Annotated in this window: 14 protein-coding genes and 1 tRNA gene; 11 read left to right on the plus strand and 4 right to left on the minus strand. The window is 42.5% G+C overall.

What is annotated here, in order from left to right:
- Nucleotides 1-115: 115 nt before the first annotated feature.
- Together cysE and MTF68_RS09555 are read left to right on the plus strand one after the other, a co-directional pair.
- A complete protein-coding gene (gene cysE, locus MTF68_RS09550; RefSeq protein WP_004586131.1) occupies nucleotides 116-934 on the plus strand; it encodes a serine O-acetyltransferase in 819 nt (272 codons plus the stop codon).
- A gap of 42 nt (nucleotides 935-976) precedes the next feature.
- On the plus strand, nucleotides 977-1,657 hold the full coding sequence (locus MTF68_RS09555) for a hypothetical protein (RefSeq protein WP_248462320.1): 681 nt from the start codon (nucleotides 977-979) through the stop codon (nucleotides 1,655-1,657).
- An 11-nt stretch (nucleotides 1,658-1,668) separates the two neighbouring features.
- Here MTF68_RS09555 and xseA read toward each other — a convergent pair whose 3' ends face one another.
- On the minus strand, nucleotides 1,669-3,000 hold the full coding sequence (xseA, locus tag MTF68_RS09560) for an exodeoxyribonuclease VII large subunit (RefSeq protein ID WP_248462321.1): 1,332 nt from the start codon (nucleotides 2,998-3,000) through the stop codon (nucleotides 1,669-1,671).
- A gap of 146 nt (nucleotides 3,001-3,146) precedes the next feature.
- Here xseA and guaB point away from each other — a divergent pair, with 146 nt between their 5' ends.
- Both guaB and guaA read left to right on the plus strand, forming a co-directional pair.
- Complete coding sequence (gene guaB / locus MTF68_RS09565; protein ID WP_004586134.1) at nucleotides 3,147-4,616, plus strand: IMP dehydrogenase; 1,470 nt, start codon at nucleotides 3,147-3,149, stop codon at nucleotides 4,614-4,616.
- Between the two features lie 96 nt (nucleotides 4,617-4,712).
- Nucleotides 4,713-6,290, plus strand: coding sequence for a glutamine-hydrolyzing GMP synthase (guaA, locus tag MTF68_RS09570; RefSeq protein WP_024033152.1), 1,578 nt, complete (start codon nucleotides 4,713-4,715; stop codon nucleotides 6,288-6,290).
- A 153-nt stretch (nucleotides 6,291-6,443) separates the two neighbouring features.
- Here guaA and MTF68_RS09575 read toward each other — a convergent pair whose 3' ends face one another.
- Nucleotides 6,444-8,042, minus strand: a complete 1,599-nt coding sequence (locus tag MTF68_RS09575; protein ID WP_248462322.1) for a BCCT family transporter — start codon at nucleotides 8,040-8,042, stop codon at nucleotides 6,444-6,446.
- A gap of 543 nt (nucleotides 8,043-8,585) precedes the next feature.
- Here MTF68_RS09575 and MTF68_RS09580 point away from each other — a divergent pair.
- The 3 genes from MTF68_RS09580 (at nucleotide 8,586) to rimI (ending at nucleotide 9,486) form a co-directional block, all read left to right on the plus strand.
- Nucleotides 8,586-8,662: transfer RNA gene (locus MTF68_RS09580), tRNA-Trp, on the plus strand.
- Between the two features lie 64 nt (nucleotides 8,663-8,726).
- Nucleotides 8,727-9,032 carry a hypothetical protein gene (locus MTF68_RS09585; protein WP_248462323.1) on the plus strand — a complete coding sequence of 102 codons (306 nt, stop codon included), beginning with the start codon at nucleotides 8,727-8,729 and terminating at the stop codon, nucleotides 9,030-9,032.
- The gene (rimI, locus tag MTF68_RS09590) at nucleotides 9,019-9,486 is read left to right on the plus strand and encodes a ribosomal protein S18-alanine N-acetyltransferase (RefSeq protein ID WP_248462324.1); all 468 of its coding nucleotides are present in this window, start codon (nucleotides 9,019-9,021) and stop codon (nucleotides 9,484-9,486) included. Before MTF68_RS09585 ends, rimI begins: the two co-directional genes overlap by 14 nt.
- Before the next feature lie 48 nt (nucleotides 9,487-9,534).
- Here the strand turns inward: rimI and MTF68_RS09595 are convergent, their stop codons facing one another.
- Complete coding sequence (locus tag MTF68_RS09595; RefSeq protein ID WP_096041250.1) at nucleotides 9,535-12,207, minus strand: ATP-binding protein; 2,673 nt, start codon at nucleotides 12,205-12,207, stop codon at nucleotides 9,535-9,537.
- Nucleotides 12,208-12,635: 428 nt separating this feature from the next.
- Nucleotides 12,636-13,304 carry a TetR/AcrR family transcriptional regulator gene (locus MTF68_RS09600; RefSeq protein ID WP_064385289.1) on the minus strand — a complete coding sequence of 223 codons (669 nt, stop codon included), beginning with the start codon at nucleotides 13,302-13,304 and terminating at the stop codon, nucleotides 12,636-12,638.
- A 239-nt stretch (nucleotides 13,305-13,543) separates the two neighbouring features.
- Between MTF68_RS09600 and MTF68_RS09605 the strand changes: the two genes are divergently transcribed.
- The 4 genes from MTF68_RS09605 to prfC all read left to right on the plus strand — a co-directional run bounded on the left by MTF68_RS09605 (nucleotide 13,544) and on the right by prfC (nucleotide 19,533).
- On the plus strand, nucleotides 13,544-15,052 hold the full coding sequence (locus MTF68_RS09605) for an efflux transporter outer membrane subunit (RefSeq protein ID WP_248462325.1): 1,509 nt from the start codon (nucleotides 13,544-13,546) through the stop codon (nucleotides 15,050-15,052).
- Nucleotides 15,052-16,596 (plus strand): MFS transporter, encoded by a 1,545-nt coding sequence (locus tag MTF68_RS09610; protein WP_248462326.1) that lies wholly within the window; start codon nucleotides 15,052-15,054, stop codon nucleotides 16,594-16,596. The genes MTF68_RS09605 and MTF68_RS09610 overlap by 1 nt, the downstream gene beginning before the upstream one ends.
- A 24-nt stretch (nucleotides 16,597-16,620) precedes the next feature.
- Nucleotides 16,621-17,655, plus strand: a complete 1,035-nt coding sequence (locus MTF68_RS09615) for an HlyD family secretion protein (protein ID WP_248462327.1) — start codon at nucleotides 16,621-16,623, stop codon at nucleotides 17,653-17,655.
- A gap of 288 nt (nucleotides 17,656-17,943) precedes the next feature.
- Nucleotides 17,944-19,533, plus strand: coding sequence for a peptide chain release factor 3 (prfC, locus tag MTF68_RS09620; protein ID WP_248462328.1), 1,590 nt, complete (start codon nucleotides 17,944-17,946; stop codon nucleotides 19,531-19,533).
- Nucleotides 19,534-19,575 lie beyond the last annotated feature (42 nt).

Consider the following 19,575-nt stretch of genomic DNA (forward strand, 5'->3'; position numbering starts at 1 on the left):
TCTTAGTTATACCTAATAACCAGAACAAATAACTAAGGCGTTAACACCTTAGGCTTTAAATCCGTTAAACTTAGGAAAAGGCTCTTTTTATATCAATTTAAGGCAGTGTAGTATTATGCGTCATGAAATTTGGCAACAGCTTCGTAGTGAAGCGAATGAAGTTGTAACTCGCGAACCACTTTTAGCAAGTCATGTGTATTCATGCATTTTAAATCATGAGTGTTTAGGTTCGGCGTTAAGCTTTATTGTTGCTAATAAGTTGGCAGATGCTGTTGTATCGGCTTTTACAATACGTGAGTTATTCGACCAAGCGTTTGTAAAGTGCGACCGTATGCTTACCTATGTGGCCGAAGATATTAAAGCCGTTAAAGACAGAGACCCGGCAGCCGAAACCTACCTTACGGTTATTTTAAACCTAAAAGGGTTTCATGCTATTCAAGCGCATCGTTTAGCTAACTGCTTGTGGCAGCAAAACCGTAAAGAGCTTGCTCGTTTTATTCAAAGCCGAACCTCAGAAGTGTTTGGGGTTGATATTCACCCTGCGTGTCAGGTTGGTAAAGGGATAATGTTTGACCACGCCACCGGTATTGTTATTGGTGAAACGGCGGTAATTGAAGATAACGTATCAATACTGCAATCGGTCACGCTTGGTGGTACGGGTAACGAGCAGGGCGACCGTCATCCTAAAATTAGAGCCGGTGTGCTTATTGGTGCAGGCGCTAAAGTGCTGGGTAATATTGAAGTAGGCGAGGGCGCACGTATTGGCGCAGGTTCAGTCGTTTTAACTGCGGTACCGCCACATACCACCGCTGTAGGCGTACCGGCTAAAATTATTGGCAGACCGGATTGTCCGTGTCCGGCGCAAAGTATGAACCAAAACTTTTTAACCACACCAGAGCCTGAAAACGAATCACACACCAGCGCCATGCTGTAATAGCAGCCTGTATAAATAAAAATAATTTTAAAAGGAATTAAAATGAACAAAAATAGCTTATTAACACTAGGGATAGGATTTATTGCGGGTGTAGGTTTAACGTGGAGCTACTTTAATTTATCTTCAAGTGACGCAAACCCCGCAAAGTTACAACATGCTGATACAAAGCAGCAGGCACCTTTTGTTCAGCCAGTTAAAAGCAGTGAAGCAACAGCAAAGCGTGTTATACCAGCAGCCCCTAAGCAAAGCGCTCGTATAAAGCAAAAAGATAATCCCCCTAAACCAGAACCACAACCGCTAGATGAGCTTCCTTTAGAAGAGCAAGTATCGCAGCTTAAACAGCAATTAGCAGCGCAAAAAGCTTTGATGAAAAACGCGGCGCAGCAGCTGCGTGACCCCTCTGATGCACAAGCCGTTTTGCAAGCGCAATTTGATGAGCAAATACGTAATGAAGAGTGGGCTTATCAAACAGAAATAGCTTTACAAGATTTTTTACTTACCTCTGATCTAAGCTCTATCCCAGAGATTGTTAGTGCAGCGTGTAAAACCACCGTATGTAAATTTGAACTTGCTGCACCTACTGATAACGACTCGTTTGATCATACCCAATGGCGAGAGCTAAACGATAAGTTAATGAAGCAAGAGTTTTGGTTGCAATTTAAAAGAACAACCTCAACGTCAAGCGACACCGAACTAACCTTACTAATGGCCACAGAGCTTTAACTGAAAGAGCTTTACAACACCGTTGATTTTATAGCGCCATCGGCCAGCTCTGTAATTAGCACGTCACCCGTTTTAATGTGATCTACCGATTTAACCACTTTGCCTTGCGGGGTTTTGGTTATGCTGTAACCGCGCGCTAAAACATTAAGTGGACTTACCGAGTCGAGCCTACTCGCTTGCAGCGCTAAACTATTTTGCGCGTGTTGCAACTTGTGCTGCATTGCTTGCTCAAGCCGAGTTTGTATCTGCATAAGCTGATGGCTGGCTTGTGATAACTTTTTATCGGGCGATTGACGCATTAAACGCGGGGTTAAATTATTAAGCGTGCGCTCTTGTTGGTAAAGGCGATTGCGCATGCCCTGTTGTAAGGCAATAGTTAGCTCATCTAATCGCTGCGCTTTTTGATTAAGTTGATTGCGCGGATGACACAAGTTAAGCCGATGCTGTAACTGTGTTGCTAGTGCGCGCTTATTGGCCATATCGTGTTTAAAGGCATTATTTAACCGGTTAATGAGCTCAATAACCTTACTATGTAGCTCTTGCGTGTTAGGGCTGACAAGCTCAGCAGCTGCTGAAGGCGTTGCTGCGCGTACATCGGCTACGTAGTCACTGATGGTTGTGTCTATTTCGTGGCCTACCGCACTGACTATGGGTAATTCACTTTGATAAATAGCACGCGCAAGCTGCTCATGGTTAAAGCACCATAAATCTTCTAACGAGCCACCGCCTCGCCCTACAATAAGTACGTCGACTTCATTGCGTGCATTGGCTAACTGTATTTGGTTAATTAAGTGCACATGGGCTTCTTTGCCTTGCACCATGGCTGGGTAAATAATGACTTCTAATTGCGGTGCGCGGCGTTTAAGTACGGTTAATATATCTTTTATAGCAGCGCCCGTTGCTGAGGTTATTACACCTACACGGTTTATATTTTGCGGCAGTGGTTTTTTATAGGCCGAACTAAACAAGCCCTCAGCGGCTAGGCGCATTTTTAATGCATCAAACTCTTGCTTAAGCTGGCCTTCACCGGCAGGTTCCATATGCTCAACAATAAGCTGATAATCACCGCGTGGTTCGTAAAGTGAAACACGGGCTCTTACTGTTACTTGTGCGCCGTTTTCGGGGCGGTAACTTTGAGAGCGGTTATTGCCGCGCCACATAGCCGCTTTAATTTGTGCTTTTTCATCTTTTAACGAAAAGTACCAGTGCCCAGAAGCAGGGGTAATAAAGTTAGAAATTTCGCCTGTTAAAATTAGCGATGCAAAGCCCTGCTCAAGAACTGTACGAATCTCTCTGTTAAGGCGCGATACGGTGTAAACCGTTTGCGAAGGCTTCGAAAACATAAAAAACAACCTAAAACTATTATGAGGCAAGTTATAAGGCAAGTTTATCATAAATATTTGCGAAATATTATTTACGAATGCCCACAACGCTGTTAAAATTTGGCCGCAATTCCTTATCTTAGATCCACATGTGAGAAGTTGCCAAAATGCTTAGAATCGCTAAAGAAGCTCTTACCTTTGATGACGTACTTTTAGTACCTGGTCATTCTACTGTTTTGCCACACACGGCAAATATTTCAACTCGCTTAACGCGTGGTATCAAACTTAACTTGCCGCTTATTTCAGCATCTATGGATACTGTTACAGAAGCTCGTTTAGCTATTGCCCTCGCGCAGGAAGGTGGTCTTGGTTTTATTCATAAAAACATGACCATTGAAGAACAAGCGAGAAACGTACGTAAAGTTAAAACCTATGAAGCAGGTATTGTGTCATTCCCTGTTACTGTGTCTGCCGATTTAACCATTGCAGATGCGACGCTTCTTTCGCAAGAAAAAGGGTTCTCGGGTTTCCCGGTTACTGATAGCGAAAATAACCTACTAGGTATTGTTACTGGTCGTGACATGCGTTTTGAAACGAAGCTTGAACAGCCTGTTTCTAGCGTTATGACTAAAAAAGACAAACTGGTAACGGTTCAAGAAGGCGCATCGCGCGAAGAAATTTTAGGTTTAATGCACGAACACCGCATTGAAAAAATATTAGTGGTTGATGATGCGTTTAAACTAAAAGGCATGATCACCGTAAAAGATTACCAAAAAGCGCAAGACAAACCACATGCATGTAAAGACGAGCTAGGTCGTTTACGTGTAGGTGCTGCAGTTGGTGTTGGCGCAGGTACTGATGAGCGAATTGCTGCATTAGTAGAGGCGGGTGTTGATGTTTTACTTATCGATACTTCACACGGCCACTCGCAAGGTGTTATTGACCGTGTTTCTCAAACTCGTGAAACTTACCCAGATTTACAAATTATTGCCGGTAACGTTGCTACAGCCGAAGGCGCAATTGCCCTTGCTGATGCAGGTGTGGATGCGGTTAAAGTAGGTATTGGCCCAGGTTCAATTTGTACTACGCGTATTGTTACAGGTTGTGGTGTGCCACAAATTACGGCTATTTCTGATGCGGTAGATGGCTTACAAGGGCGTGACATTCCAGTTATTGCTGATGGCGGTATTCGTTTTTCTGGCGATATTGTTAAAGCATTGGTTGCGGGTGCATCGTGTGTAATGGTGGGCTCAATGCTTGCTGGTACAGAAGAGGCGCCAGGCGAAGTTGAACTTTACCAAGGCCGTTACTACAAATCTTACCGTGGTATGGGCTCATTAGGTGCGATGGATCAAAAAGAAGGTTCGTCGGATCGTTACTTCCAAAAATCTAACCAAGCTGACAAATTAGTACCTGAAGGTATTGAAGGTCGCGTCGCTTATAAAGGCCCAATTGCAACGATTATTCATCAGCAAGTGGGTGGCCTTCGTAGCGCAATGGGATTAACGGGTTGTGCCACCATTGAAGAGCTAAATACTAAACCGCAGTTTGTACGTGTTACATCTGCAGGTATGGGTGAGTCGCACGTTCACGATGTGCAAATTACTAAAGAAGCGCCTAACTACCGCTTAGGTTAAACAACACGTTTAAATTACGGGGCTGGAATTACCAGCCCTCTTTTATAGCCACTAAGCAAATTAGTGGAATCTAGCATCTACTTTACGAGATCCTTCATGAGCAAAGATATTCACGATTCACGAATTCTAATTTTAGATTTTGGTTCGCAATACACTCAATTAATCGCGCGTCGTATCCGCGAAATTGGCGTTTACTGTGAGCTGTGGGCATGGGATGTGACCGAAGAGCAAATTCGCGAATTTAATCCACAAGGTATTATTTTATCTGGTGGCCCTGAGTCAACCACACTAGAGAACAGCCCGCGTGCACCTGAATACGTGTTTAACGCTGGCGTGCCAGTGCTGGGTATTTGTTACGGCATGCAAACCATGGCAGCTCAACTTGGCGGCAGTGTACACAGCTCAGATAAAAAAGAGTTTGGTTATGCACAAGTAGAAAAAGTGGGTAACTGTGCATTATTCGATGCAATTGAAGATCATATTACCGATGGCGGCAACGGCGTTTTAGACGTGTGGATGAGCCACGGCGACAAAGTAATGGAAGTGCCGGCAAGCTTTAGCACCACAGCTAAAACACCAACGTGTCCGCACGCTGCTATGTCTAACGAAGAAAAACGTTTTTACGGCGTACAATTTCACCCAGAAGTAACGCACACTCATCAAGGGCAACGTTTATTAGAGCGTTTTGCAATTGATATTTGTGGATGTGAAAAGCTATGGACACCTGCCAAAATTATTGATGATGCTATTGAGCGCATTAAAGAAACCGTTGGCGATGATGAAGTTATTTTAGGCTTATCAGGAGGTGTTGATTCATCTGTTGTAGCAATGCTGATTCACCGTGCAATTGGCGAAAACCTAACATGCGTATTTGTTGATAATGGCTTACTTCGTTTAAACGAAGGTCAGCAAGTTATGGACATGTTTGGCAATAAATTTGGCTTAAACATTGTTAAAGTAGACGCTGAGGAGCAATTTTTAGCTGACCTTGCGGGCAAATCAGATCCAGAAGAAAAACGTAAAGCCATTGGCCATACGTTTATTAATGTATTTGATGAGCAAGCTAAAAAGCTTAAAAATGCGAAGTGGTTAGGTCAAGGGACTATTTACCCAGACGTAATAGAATCAGCCGCTTCAGCGACAGGTAAAGCACACGTAATTAAATCTCACCACAACGTGGGCGGCTTACCAGATGACATGAAAATGGGCTTAGTTGAGCCATTACGTGAATTATTTAAAGATGAAGTACGTAAAATTGGCTTAGAGCTTGGTTTACCGTACGACATGCTTTATCGCCACCCGTTCCCAGGGCCAGGTTTAGGTGTACGTGTACTTGGCGAAATTAAAAAAGAGTACTGTGATTTACTACGTCGTGCTGATGCTATCTTTATTGAAGAGCTACACAAAGCTGAGCTTTATCATAAAGTAAGCCAAGCGTTTACTGTATTCTTACCTGTTAAGTCGGTAGGGGTTATGGGCGATGCACGTAAATATGATTGGGTTGTATCACTACGTTGTGTTGAAACTATCGACTTTATGACGGCGCGTTGGTCACATTTACCGTATGAGTTTTTAGGTGTGGTTTCTAACCGTATCATCAACGAAATTGACGGTATCTCACGTGTTGTTTACGATATTTCTGGTAAACCACCGGCCACTATTGAGTGGGAATAGCACCCGTTTTTACTAATGGTTAATGCCTTTTAGATAGCAAACATAGTTTTGTTATCTAAATAATAAAAAGTCCGCTTACACGGACTTTTTTTATGCCTAAAAACCGTTAGCTCTTGCCCACTAAACTCATTAAGTGAAGTGGGCTAGGTGGGTTTATTTTGCAGGGATTGGTGTAAGTTGCTCGGTTTCTGTAAGTAGCCCTTTAACTAGGCTAATACAGCCTAAAATTAAAATAATAGTAAAGGGCAGGGCGGCAATAATAGTAATGTATTGCAATGCTTGAATTGAATCGGTGCCACCAATCCACAGCATTAACATAGCAATAATACTGGCAATAACGGCCCATACTAGCTTTTGCTTTATAGGTACTTCTAGCTTTCCGCCTGATGTAAGGCTATCTATTACAATAGAGCCGGAGTCGAGGGTGGTAACAAAAAAGATAATTATTAGCGCCACAGCTAAAAGAGAAAGCAGCGTACCGAATGCATAAGCATCTAGCATATAAAACAAGCTAAGCGTTACATCTGTAATACCTTGGTTTGCGCCAAGTACACCAACTTCATTTATAATTTGATCAATCGCAACACCACCAAAAACCGACATCCAAGCAGTAGTCACAAGAGTAGGAATGAGTAATACATACACTAAAAATTCGCGTATGGTGCGCCCTTTTGAAATACGCGCTACAAACATACCAAAGCAAGGTGCGTATGCAACCCACCACGCCCAATAAAACACAGTCCAGCCATGTAACCACTGTGTATCTTCTCGGCCGGTGCTGTAGCTTAGAGGAATGATATTTTTAACATAACCTATTACGGCCGTGTAGGCAGAATCAAGTACCGTGGTAAAGTTTAAAATAAACACTAACCCCAGAAACACAAAGGCTATGCCCATATTTATATTACTTAGGAGTTTAACGCCACCATCCATACCGCGCACAATAGAGAGGATAGCCAAGCTCATAATTAATAAAATAATGCCTTGTTGTAATAATAAAGAGCTTTTAAAGCCGAGCACGTGGCTAATACCACTGGCAGCTTGTGCCCCGCCTAAGCCTAACGACGTAGCAAGACCAAAAAGGGTTACTAATACCGCCATTACATCGATAACATCACCTAACTTGCCCCATACTCTATCTCCTAAAAGCGGATAAAATATTGAGCGCATAGAAAGCGGTAAGCCTTTGTTGTAAACAAAATAGGCTAGGCATAAAGCGGTCATACCGTAAATTGCCCACGCGTGCAGACCCCAATGGAATACAGTAGCCCCTAAAGCCATTTCTCGGCCTTGTTCGGTAAAGGCTTCTGCATTGAGAGGCGTGCCAAACCAGTCGGTGTAAAAGGCGGTGGGCTCTGCCACGCCCCAAAAAATAAGGCCTATACCCATGCCTGCAGCAAAGAGCATAGACACCCACGATAAGGTTGAATAGTCTGTAGTTGCTTTATCGCCGCCAAGGCGAATTTTACCCAACGGTGAAGCGGCAATACCCACTGCAAACAGCAGTAATATATTGGCGCCCCACATAAATACGTAGTCAAAATTAGTTAGTGCGGCATTTTTTATTGAGTTAATCGCCTCTTTAGCTTCGTTAGGCGAGAGTGCAAGTAGAGTAATTATAAAAAGTAGAGATAGGCCAATAGAAACAGAAAATACATTAGTATGAATATCCATGCCCCATTTGCTAACGTTATCTTGTCCTACTTGGTAATCGGTTGAATCGATACTGTATTTTTTTGATTTAAACTTCATATAACACGGCGTGAACTACCAGCAACTGCTAATAGTAAAGCTCCTCCATATTTGCATTGTGAATGACCCGCGTAAGTAAGATACATGATGAAATATGCAATTAGGTGGTAAGGCGCGGATCCCCTAGACGCTAAATTGTATCATAAATGCTGCCAATGTTATTGACTTGTTTATGTATACAGCAACTCCACCAAGCTAAACCGCTATAAAAATAACTAACAGCAAGTGTAAATCCACTATGCTAGCTAAAGTATTTAACACTTAAGAAGAAATTTACAGCATAGCGCTAGGGCTAAGCGTAGGCAGAAACAGTACCGCGGTTATTAAGCCCGTACGGTTTTAAAGCACATACTGCAGTTTTAATTACGCTAAGCTGAGCAGCATTTATTTTTTTAAAGGTGAGTGCTGCTAAAGCTAAAGTGGCTTTACAGCGCTATTTAGCTTGCTAATTCAGCGTTTTGTATAATTAAAAAGCAGTTAAACTAAAAAGTTAATTTTTTACTTTACCTTTTCTAAAAGGTCTCTATAATTCGTCGACATTGCAGGGGCGTAGTTCCAATTGGTAGAACAGCGGTCTCCAAAACCGACGGTTGGGAGTTCGAATCTCTCCGCCCCTGCCATTTCTTCTTTACATCGTTTTTATTACTTCATATATTGTTCTAGTGTTTAATCTACTGAGTTGTTATGCATCCACGTTACGCAGCTATTTTTGGTATAGAAAACCTTGAACTAAATCAGCATTATCGTCCTAAAAATACTGATCCTACTTTAGCCGTTTCACAAAGCACTCCAGCTGAGCCTTTAGCGCTGAGCAAACAGTTATTAAGTGATATACGTTTAAGTGCACCTTCTTTAACAATTAATCATGTTTTAAAAGGGGCTGACATACAGTTAGCCGACGATAAGCTTACACTACCAACCTCACAGCTCAGTGCTTCTGATAAGCGCGCTTTATGGGCTTTAATGAGCACACACCTTGATAAACTTTAAACCTGTAAACGAAAGCGCAATAGCACAATTAATGGCTATTGAAACTGCCTGCCACTCTCATCCTTGGTCTCTTAAAACAATGAACTCTTGCATGGGCGGCCGTTACTTTAATTTAGCGGCGTTTGATGAAAATACCCTGGTAGGTTTTTATATAGGTGAAAAGGCAGGGCCTGACTTTACCCTTATGGATATATGTGTAACGCCCAGTGAGCAAGGTAAAGGCATTGCAAGGCAGTTACTTAGCCAGTTTATTGAATATGGCGAGCAGCAAAATGCTGAAAACCTTTTTTTAGAAGTACGCGAATCAAACGCGCGTGCAATAACGCTTTACGAACATGCTGGCTTTACGCAAATGTCGGTACGTAAAAACTATTACCCAAGCGATGAACCCTCTAAAAATGGCTATGAAGACGCCATACTAATGGGTATGGCGCTTAACTTAGGGTTTAGTTAAAGGGTTAAATTAAGCGCTAAATAAACGTTTAAAGTAAAACACGCGCTTTTAGGCTGTTTCTTTACTTTTAGCTATGGTTTGCTCAATAGCATTAATTAAATTTACAATTAATGTGGGGCGCTGCGCTTGGTCATTACTAAGCAGGTTTTCTTCTAGTAGCGCTGCACTGTGGTAAATATCGTCAAAATTAAAGCAACCCGCACTGCCTTTTAAGCTATGAGCTACACTTCGAAGCGCCTCTGCATCGTTACTGGCTTTTAAGCTGTTTACCTTTTGTAAGTAACTTGGCAGGTTAGCCACATAGTTATCGTTAATTTGCTGAAACTTTTCACTTTTTAGTAAACTATCCCACTTGTTCTGATTATCTTTTTCAAGGTTTAAGTAACTAACTAGCACGTTTTCAAGCGCGTCTTTATCAATGGGTTTTGCCAGCGCTTTATCGCAACCTGCCTCAATGTATGTGTCTATATCATGGTTCATTACATTGGCAGTAAGCGCGATAATGGGCCCATCGTAGGCTGCATGACGTAGCATTTTAGTTGCCTCAAGGCCGCCCATTACAGGCATTTGCATATCCATAATAATTAGCTGGTAGTCGTTTACTAACGCCATTTCTACTGCTTGTGCACCATTGTTAGCCATATCTGGCTCTAGGCCCCAGGTTTGTAAAAGCAGTTTTATAAGTAGCTGGTTATCGGGGTTATCTTCGGCAACTAATATGTTGGCATCAAAACTAGAAGTGGCAAACGACAAGAAAGGGTCTTTTTCTGGAATAAGCTGTGCTTGCTCAGTTAAAAGCTCTAGTGACTGTTTAGGCTCGTTAATATGGCAATCAACGGTAATAGCAAAGCGACTGCCTATGCCAATTTCGCTTTTTAAAGTAACATCGCCACCCAATAACTGCGCTAAGTTTTTAGAAATACATAAACCTAATCCTGTGCCTCCAAAGCGGCGCGTGGTGGTGGCATCGGCTTGTTCAAAAGGTTTAAATATACGCTCTATTTGGTGCTCAGACATACCAATACCGGTGTCTTTAACCACAAATTCAAGCTGCTGCTTACTTTGCAAATAATGCACACAAATTGATACTTTGCCTTGTTCGGTAAATTTAACGGCATTGCTGGCTATGTTTATCAAAATTTGTTTTAAGCGCGTCATATCACTATAAATAGTGCGCGGTAATGGCAGCTCGTAATGAATGCTAAACGCCAGTTGTTTTTCGTGTGCTAGCGGTTCAATAATTGATTCTATATCGTGAACCAGCTGTACTACATTAAGGGGTGCTTGCTCTACAGCGAGCTTTTCTGCTTCTATTTTAGATAAATCGAGTATGTTGTTTATTAGCTCTAATAAGTGTTTAGAGTTTCGTAAAATGGTATTTAAATGCTGTTTGTCGTTAACCACTTTATCGTTAATTAATAACTGCTCGGTAAAGCCCATAATGGCCGTAAGTGGGGTGCGAATCTCGTGACTCATATTTGCTAAAAAACGGCTTTTAAGCTGGTTAGCTTGCTCTGCTTGAGCTATGGCAAGTTCAAGCTGGCTGTTCATCGCTTCGAGCGCTTTAGTACGGCTTTCTACTTTGTCTTCTAGGTGGTGCTTATATTCTTCTAGCTGTTCTTGGTAGTGTCTAATTTGGTTGATCATGTGGTTAAAATCGTTAAACAACACGCCAACTTCATCATTTGTATGAGCAGGTAAATTTACCGATAAATCACCATCACCTACACGGTGGCTGGCGGCCCCTAAAAGCTCGATTGGGTTTAGCAGTAAATTGCGCACAACCACAAAAATAAGGATAGGCAGGGTGATCACCGAAATTATCACAATTAAGCCTGTGATTAAGCTAATTGCCTTACCCGACTGATAAAGCACGCCTTTTGGAATGGTTGATACAAAGTAATAACCGCCACTCATTTGTACAGCAAATATCATTCTTTCTATTTTATCTATGCTCGAAAGCTCAATAGTCGAAAGGGTGCCTACATCGGCTAAATCGTGAACCTGTTCAAGCTCGTGCTCGGTAATATATTGCCCGCGTAAGCTGTAGTCTGAGCTAAATAAAATTTGCCCGTCGTTGGTTAGCAGTAAATTAAGGGTGTTGTTATAAGGTGCCTCTAAAATACTGGTGTTTAATATAGAGGGTTCAACTTGCAATACTATAAAGCCAAGTTGTTGTGGGCGTTTTAAATAGTAATCAACACTTTGTACGCGCTGTACAAAAAATAAGTTGGTGGTGCCGTCGTTGTTTTGCACCATAAATTGTTGTTGGCGCAAATTACTTTGCAGTACTTGCTTAAAAAATGGGTATGACTGCGGTGCGGTAGTTAAATTATTAGAATAATACGCGTCACTTTTACCACTGGCCGAGACTAAGTTAATACTAATTATATCTGGGTAGGCTTCGCTGTAACTGGCAAAAACATCCATTAGTGCCCCTAAGCGGCGGGTATAGCTGCCATCAGCATGAATGTCGTTTGATAAAAAATCGTTTAAAACAGGCGAGGTAGACAGTAGTTTTGCTGTTGAATGAAACGAGTCTATGTAGTTGAAAACCTTTTGCTGTTGCTGCTCAACAAAGCGACTCATTATAAGATCAGCCTGCTTTTGTGTTGAGTTGGTTACGTTAGTTAATGTAAAACCACCTAAAAACAACAAGGGTAATATAACAAGCGGGGTTATATACCATAATAATCGAATACTTAACTTACTGGTTTTCATGACCAAACTACTTATCCTCCGTGCAATCTAGCAATGATATGCGTTACGACTTTATTACACAAGAAGCGTAAGCTGATTTGGGTTAATTTAGCGTAAAAAAAGTGTGTATATAATTGGTTTAAATACGGCTAGTGAGCACCGAAAGCAAGATTATATTTTAAGGCGCTATATTTAGCTTTGTTTTAAATAAGTTAGCGGCTGCGCTGCTTGGTTTTTTAATTATATAGCTAACAGTGCAGTATCAATGCCTGTCATAAATTGAGCGCAAGGGGCAAACCTGTAGCGCTATTTTTATATTTATTAGTGTTTAGCACAATGCATTAAAATATGCGTTGTTAGGGCATTGGCATTAAGGGTAATTTAGCCACGCTTAAAATTAATGCGTGGCTTTAAAATGCTATTTATTTAAAGTATTACACATTTAAAAATTAGTTCTTTTGAGTGTGAGCCGTACCGTAAGAGCGCACTAAAAAGTTTATTGCTACTTCTACCCAGCGGTCTATATCTTTTTTAAGCACCGGCTGATCGGGGTGAGTTAAGTACATTAAATGTAGCTCACTGCGCATTAAGGCAACAAATAGGTTAGTGGCTTCTTCAATGTTTAATTCTTCAAAATCAAGTTCTTTAGATTCCACTGCCGCTTTTAAATAATTAGAGACCTTGTCTTTTACCACCCGCGGGCCAGAGTTATAAAACATATGACCTAGGGCGGGTAAGCGGGGGGCTTCAGCAACAACAATTCGGTATAAAGCCATGGCCGACTCTGATAGAGCGATTTGTAAATAAGCATGCCCAAGGCGGCGTAAGTTTTCTGTTAAGTTGCCTGGCTTAAACGTTATATTATCGATTGATGCTGTAAATATTTCGCATTCACTTTTAATGACCGCTAAAAATAAAATTTCTTTATTTGCAAAGTGAGCGTAAACCGTCGATTTTGATACGCCTGCCTCACGTTGGATCATGTCGGTGGTTGCACCGTTAAAACCATGAATTAAAAATATTTTACGTGCAGCGTGTAATACCGTTCGTGCTTTTGCGCCAAGCTCTAATTCACTTGGAGGCAAAGTGTTCTGGGCATCAGTAAGCGTTTTTGTCATTACATTTCACCTTGACATAATGTTAAATTACGCCTAGCATATCAAACCGAGCGGTACAGTTCAATTTGAGCTTTAAGTTAAGGGTGTTTTTAGCAGCTGTTAACTATCGGTATTACCCTGTTTAAATGTATTTAAGGTGTGACTAGGCAGCAATTAGCGTACTTAGCTTTTTTTTGCTTATCACTCGAACCGAGCGGTACAGTACATAAATAATTGTGTTATTAATTTAGGATTTAAAAATGGCTAATCAGTGTCTTAATAAAAGACTTTTTAATTATTCGCGGCATTCAGCTATTGCGCTTACATTAGCTGCGGCTTTGTCGGGTTGTGTAGTGGGTCCTAACTTTGAAGAGCCTAATACAAATATAAACAACGATGCTATAAAGCCAACTCCCGAATTTACTCAGCTACAAAGCGGTAATGCCGAATTGGCGTGGAATTGGTGGACAATTTTAAACGATCCTATTTTAACGGAGCTAGAGCGCAAAGCACAGTTAGGTAATCTTGACTTACAGCTAGCATCAAGCCGAATTGCCCAAAGCCGCGCGGCATTGGGTATTGCATCGGCAGACCGCTTACCCAGTGTATCTGCTGGGTTTGATTACAAGCGCGAAGGGCTGAGCGAAAATGGTAAGTTTGTTGCACTCGGTGCGCCCTCAGACCCTGATAACTTTTGGCAGCTTGGTTTTGATGCCAGCTGGGAACTTGATTTATGGGGCCGTAATAAACGTGTTGAAGAAGGGGCCGTCGCTATGCTGCAGGCCTCTTTGTATGCGCGTGAAGCCGTGCGTGTTAGCTTAGCTGGGGAGGTGGCTAAAACGTATTTGTTACTGCGCAGTGCGCAAACGCAGCTCAACATAACACACGAAAACAAAACCATTGCAGAGCGTGTGTTAAAGCTTGCACAAAGCCGCGAAAAAAACGGTGTAAGTACACGTTTTGAAACAATTAGTGCAAAAGCAGAGCTGGCAACAATTAATGCTGCGCTACCAGAGCAAACGCAGCGCCGTAATGTGTTAATGAACGCGCTTGCGTTGCTAGTAGGTGAAAAACCACGTGCCTTAAATACTTTGTTAGCCGAGCGTATTGCTGCGCCTGTTATGCCAAGCGAAATCCCTTCGGCTATTCCATCAGAGTTTGTGAAACGCCGCCCAGATATTTTACAAGCGCAAGCAAACTTACACAGTGCTGTTGCCGCTATTGGCGCGGCTGAAGCAAATTTTTACCCGCGCATTACTTTAACGGGCTCATTAGGGGTTGAAGGGTATGCGCAGAGTGATTTATCAACCTGGGATTCACGTGTTTTTTCAGTTGGGCCAAATGTTTATTTGCCTATTTTTCAGGGTGGGCGCTTAAAGTCACAGCTTAAGCTTACTAAAGAGCGCGAGAAAAACGCGGCATTAACGTATCGTCAAACTGTACTAAAAGCGTGGCACGAAGTTGATAACGCAGTAGATGGTTGGGCTGCGCAGCAAAATCACCATCACAAAGTTGAAATTGCCCACGACTTTAATAAGCAGGCTTTACAAACCGTTGAAAGAGCCTACCAGCAAGGGGCAGCCGACTACCTTAGTGTTTTAACGGCGCAACGTAATTTATTAGCAAGCCAAACTAAGTTAAATAACAGTGCAACCAATGCCTCGATTGCGGTTGTAAATTTGTATAAATCTCTCGGTGGTGGCTGGAACCCAGACGCGCTACCTGAGAGTGCGCTTACGCCAATGTCAGCCAAGGCGGAGGGCGAGTAATGAATGCAGTCACGATTAATGTGCCTGTACAAAATGCAGCACCTGTTGCTAAGCCCGCAGGGCCATCAAAACAAGCACTGGCTGGGTTATTAGGCATTTTTATTGCCGCTATGATGGCGGGATTAAATAACCGAGTAGGGGCACTTGGATTAGCAGATGTGAGGGGCGTAATGGGGGCAAGTTTAGATGATGCCTCTTGGCTTTCAAGCGCCTATACCGTTGGGGAGCTAATCGCTATGCCTTTTGCTTCGTGGTTTGCCATTACGTTATCGGTTAGACGCTTTCATATTTCTATGGTGACTATATGTGGTGTTATTGCGGCTATTTTGCCTTTTATTAATGATTTAAACTTATTAATTGCACTGCGTTTTGTGCAAGGGGTAAGTAGTGGCGCACTCATACCTATATTAATGATGGCTGCACTTAAATTTTTACCCCCTAACATACGTTTACACGGTTTAGCGCTTTACGCCATGACCGCTACATTCGCTCCAAATTTAGCTATTTGGCTAAGCGGGCAGTGGGCTGATGTGTTATCGGACTGGCGCTGGATTTACTGGCAAGTTATTCCGCTTTGTATTATTGCAGGCTCACTAACTGCGTGGGGGCTCCCAAAAGAGGGCGTTAAATATGCGCGCTTTAAAGAAGGAAACTGGTTAGGCCTAGTATGCGGCGTATCGTCTTTGACGTTAATTGCCATCGCGCTTGATCAAGGTGTGCGTTTAGATTGGTTTAATTCATCGCTTATTAGTGTGTGTTTTTTTGGTGGGCTAATTTTATTTGGCTGCTACGTACTAACCGAGTGGCATCACAAAGCGCCATTTATGAGACCGCAGTTATTAGGCCGTCGCAATTTAGGTATTGGCTCTGTACTACTTACCATGTTGTTAGTGGTGTTGATGTCGGGCTCAATGTTGCCCTCAACCCATTTAGCCAATTTGCATAGCTATAGAGCATTACAGCTAGCGCCAGTAGGGTTATTAATTGCGCTACCACAACTTGTACTTGGCTCGGTAGTGGCACTGCTTTTATACAAAAAATGGGTAGACGCCCGCATTGTGATGTCAATTGGATTATTTTTAATTGCGCTGGCCTGTTTTAGCGGCGCACAAATTACGCCTTTATGGCATCGGGATCAATTTATCACAGCGCAGCTGTTGCAAGCATTTGGCCAGCCCATGGCAGTGGTCTCTATTTTATTTTTAATGACCAGTGTACTAGACCCAAGCGAAGGGCCGTTTTTTTCGGGAACCATAAACACATTACGTGTGTTTGGCTCGCTTATTGGCGGGGCTGTTGTGGGGCAGCTATTAACGGTGCGCAGTCATTTTCATAACGAAATGCTATTAGATCGCGCCTCACTGGTCGGTAATTCATTGGCAAACACCATACCTAATGATCAATTAGGTGGCGTTATTGCCCAGCAATCGTTAGTGATGTCGGTAGGTGATGCCTACTTGGTGCTTGGTGTGTTAGCACTTGTATTAATTCCGCTGGCGCTATGTATGAACTTTGTACCAGCCCCGAATCTTAGTAAATCTTAAATTTTAATCGTTGAGTAATATATTATGGCCTTACCAAAAGTAGTTAAATTAACCGTTGCAGCAACTATACTTGCCGTTGTTGCAGGCAGTATTATTTATCTTAATAAACCGGAGTCGCAAAGTGCAACTCAAACAACTGACGATGCCTACGTGCAAGCCGACTTTACCTTTGTGGCGCCTCAGGTATCTGGCACGGTAGATCAAGTACTCATTAAAGATAACCAACGAGTACAAAAAGGCGATTTAATTGCCACCATAGATAATCGCGATTTTGTAGTGGCCCTAGATTCCGCTAAAGCCCAAGCTAATAGTGCTAAAGCTAGTGTAGCTAGCTTGCAAGCTAAGCTAACTTATCAAGATTCGCTGGTACAACAAGCGCAAGCTGCGGTAGAAGCCGACACTGCATCACTTAAATTAGCGCAGTTAAATTTAAAGCGTTATACCAACTTAGCAACCGATGGCTCAGGCACTGTGCAAGCACGAGAAGAAGCACAAGCAAAGCTGGCTATTCAAAAAGCAAACTTGCATAAAAACCAAGCAGGCCTTGCAGCAGCAAAGCAGCAGATTGAAATTTTACGTGCCGATATCGAAAAAGCCAAAGCCGTGCTTGTACAAGCTAAAGCACGTGTAGTAGATGCCGAACTTAAGTTATCGTACACCCAAATTACAGCGCCTATTGATGGCATAGTTGGCCAAAAATCGGTGCGTGTAGGGGCGTATGTAAACCCAGGCAGCCCGCTATTGGTTGTTGTACCTCTTGATAAAGTGTTTGTTAGTGCAAACTACCGTGAAACTCAGCTAGCTAATGTAAAAGTAGGCCAAGAAGTTGAAATAAAAGTTGATGCACTAGCAGGGCAAATTTTACGTGGCCACGTTGATAGCCTAAGCCCTGCCAGTGGCGTGAGCTACTCAGCCATTGGTGCACATAACGCCACGGGAAACTTCACCAAAATTGTGCAGCGCTTACCGGTTAAAATTAGCTTAGATGCAAACCAGCCGGCGCTTAAGCAGTTACGAGTAGGTATGTCGGTGGTACCCAGTATTTCAATAACGCAGTAGCACATTGCGTTAATTACAGGGCCAGTAACCATGTTGCTGGCCCTTAAAATTAGTTACTCCTTCCTTTTGCATATAAAGCCAAGATATTTTTAGTTAGATAGCACACTTTTATACCGACTCCTGTTACAATTGCCACTATTAAAAAATTAGCTATATGGCGTTAATTGTTGTCAATTTATTCACACTAAATTGCTCAAAGCCCAGTTAATAACGATCAACTTAACGGGTTGCCTTGCATACACTCAATGTTATGCATGTAACTTGGCATCAAACTAAAAGAACTTATTAATGGCAGACCAGAATATTATCAACGAAATTAGCAAGCGAAGGACTTTTGCAATCATATCGCACCCGGATGCTGGTAAAACCACCATCACCGAAAAAGTACTTTTGTTCGGACAAGCGATTCAAAAAGCCGGTACTGTAAAAGGCCGTGGCTCTAATCAGCATGCAAAGTCTGACTGGATGGAGATGGAAAAAGAGCGTGGTATATCGGTTACTACCTCTGTAATGCAGTTTCCGTATAACAATGCGCTGGTTAATTTACTTGATACCCCTGGACACGAAGACTTCTCAGAAGATACTTACCGTACATTGACTGCGGTAGATTCGTGTTTAATGGTTATTGATGCCGCAAAAGGTGTAGAAGAACGTACCCGTAAGCTAATGGAAGTTACGCGCCTACGTACCACGCCTATTGTTACCTTCATGAATAAGTGTGACCGTGATATTCGTGACCCAATGGAACTACTTGATGAAGTAGAAACAGAGCTAAATATTGCCTGTGCGCCTATTACCTGGCCAATTGGTTGTGGTAAAGAGTTTAAAGGTGTTTATCACATTCATAACGACGAGGCGGTTTTATACAAAACAGGCCAAGGTCATACTATTCAAGAAGTTCGCACTGTAAAAGGCCTAGATAACCCTGAGCTTGATATCGCCATTGGTGAAGAACTCGCTGAGCAATTACGTGAAGAGCTAGAGCTGGTAATTGGTGCCTCAAATGAGTTTGATCTTGAATTGTTTTTAGCAGGTGAGCTTTCACCGGTGTACTTTGGTACAGCCCTTGGTAACTTTGGTGTAGACCATGTACTTGATGGTTTAACGCAATGGGCACCAACGCCATTACCGCGCGAAACAGATGACCGCCAAGTAATCGCAACAGAAGAAAACTTTACCGGTTTTGTGTTTAAAATTCAGGCAAACATGGACCCTAAACACCGTGACCGCATTGCCTTTATGCGTATTGTGTCGGGCAAATACAGCCAAGGCATGAAAATGAACCACGTACGCCTTGGTAAGCAAATTAGTATTTCTGATGCGGTAACCTTTATGGCGGGCGATCGTGAGCGCGCAGCAGATGCATATGCGGGCGATATTATTGGTTTGCATAACCACGGTACCATTCAAATTGGTGATACCTTTACGCAAGGCGAAAAGCTTAAATTTAGCGGTATTCCTAACTTTGCGCCTGAGCTATTTCGTCGTATTCGTTTGCGCGATCCGCTTAAACAAAAGCAATTATTAAAAGGCTTAGTACAACTTTCTGAAGAAGGTGCTGTACAGGTATTTAGACCGCTTACTAACAACGATTTAATTGTAGGCGCGGTAGGTGTACTACAGTTTGACGTAGTTGTAGCCCGCTTAAAAGCTGAGTACAACGTAGATGCAATTTACGAAGGCGTAAATGTAAATACGGCACGTTGGGTAAGCAGCGACGATGTTAAAAAGTTTGAAGAGTTTAAACGTAAGTGCGAAAGCAACTTAGCACTCGATGGTGGCGATAACTTAACTTACATAGCACCGAGCCGTGTAAACCTTAACTTATCGGTAGAGCGTTACCCAGAGGTAACCTTTAACCATACGCGCGAAAACTAGAATCGACTGACTAAAGTTAACTGAAAGCCTGCTATGGCGGGC

The sequence above is a fragment of the Pseudoalteromonas sp. 2CM37A genome, assembly GCF_023161885.1.
GTDB classification, from domain to species: domain Bacteria; phylum Pseudomonadota; class Gammaproteobacteria; order Enterobacterales; family Alteromonadaceae; genus Pseudoalteromonas; species Pseudoalteromonas atlantica.

What these genes read in the sequence shown, in the direction of transcription:
- cysE (WP_004586131.1), top strand. Translation starts at nt 116, where the DNA reads ATGCGTCATGAAATTTGGCAACAGCTTCGTAGTGAAGCGAATGAAGTT.
- MTF68_RS09555 (WP_248462320.1), top strand. Translation starts at nt 977, where the DNA reads ATGAACAAAAATAGCTTATTAACACTAGGGATAGGATTTATTGCGGGT.
- xseA (WP_248462321.1), bottom strand. Translation starts at nt 3,000, where the DNA reads ATGTTTTCGAAGCCTTCGCAAACGGTTTACACCGTATCGCGCCTTAAC.
- guaB (WP_004586134.1), top strand. Translation starts at nt 3,147, where the DNA reads ATGCTTAGAATCGCTAAAGAAGCTCTTACCTTTGATGACGTACTTTTA.
- guaA (WP_024033152.1), top strand. Translation starts at nt 4,713, where the DNA reads ATGAGCAAAGATATTCACGATTCACGAATTCTAATTTTAGATTTTGGT.
- MTF68_RS09575 (WP_248462322.1), bottom strand. Translation starts at nt 8,042, where the DNA reads ATGAAGTTTAAATCAAAAAAATACAGTATCGATTCAACCGATTACCAA.
- MTF68_RS09585 (WP_248462323.1), top strand. Translation starts at nt 8,727, where the DNA reads ATGCATCCACGTTACGCAGCTATTTTTGGTATAGAAAACCTTGAACTA.
- MTF68_RS09595 (WP_096041250.1), bottom strand. Translation starts at nt 12,207, where the DNA reads ATGAAAACCAGTAAGTTAAGTATTCGATTATTATGGTATATAACCCCG.
- MTF68_RS09600 (WP_064385289.1), bottom strand. Translation starts at nt 13,304, where the DNA reads ATGACAAAAACGCTTACTGATGCCCAGAACACTTTGCCTCCAAGTGAA.
- MTF68_RS09605 (WP_248462325.1), top strand. Translation starts at nt 13,544, where the DNA reads ATGGCTAATCAGTGTCTTAATAAAAGACTTTTTAATTATTCGCGGCAT.
- MTF68_RS09610 (WP_248462326.1), top strand. Translation starts at nt 15,052, where the DNA reads ATGAATGCAGTCACGATTAATGTGCCTGTACAAAATGCAGCACCTGTT.
- MTF68_RS09615 (WP_248462327.1), top strand. Translation starts at nt 16,621, where the DNA reads ATGGCCTTACCAAAAGTAGTTAAATTAACCGTTGCAGCAACTATACTT.
- prfC (WP_248462328.1), top strand. Translation starts at nt 17,944, where the DNA reads ATGGCAGACCAGAATATTATCAACGAAATTAGCAAGCGAAGGACTTTT.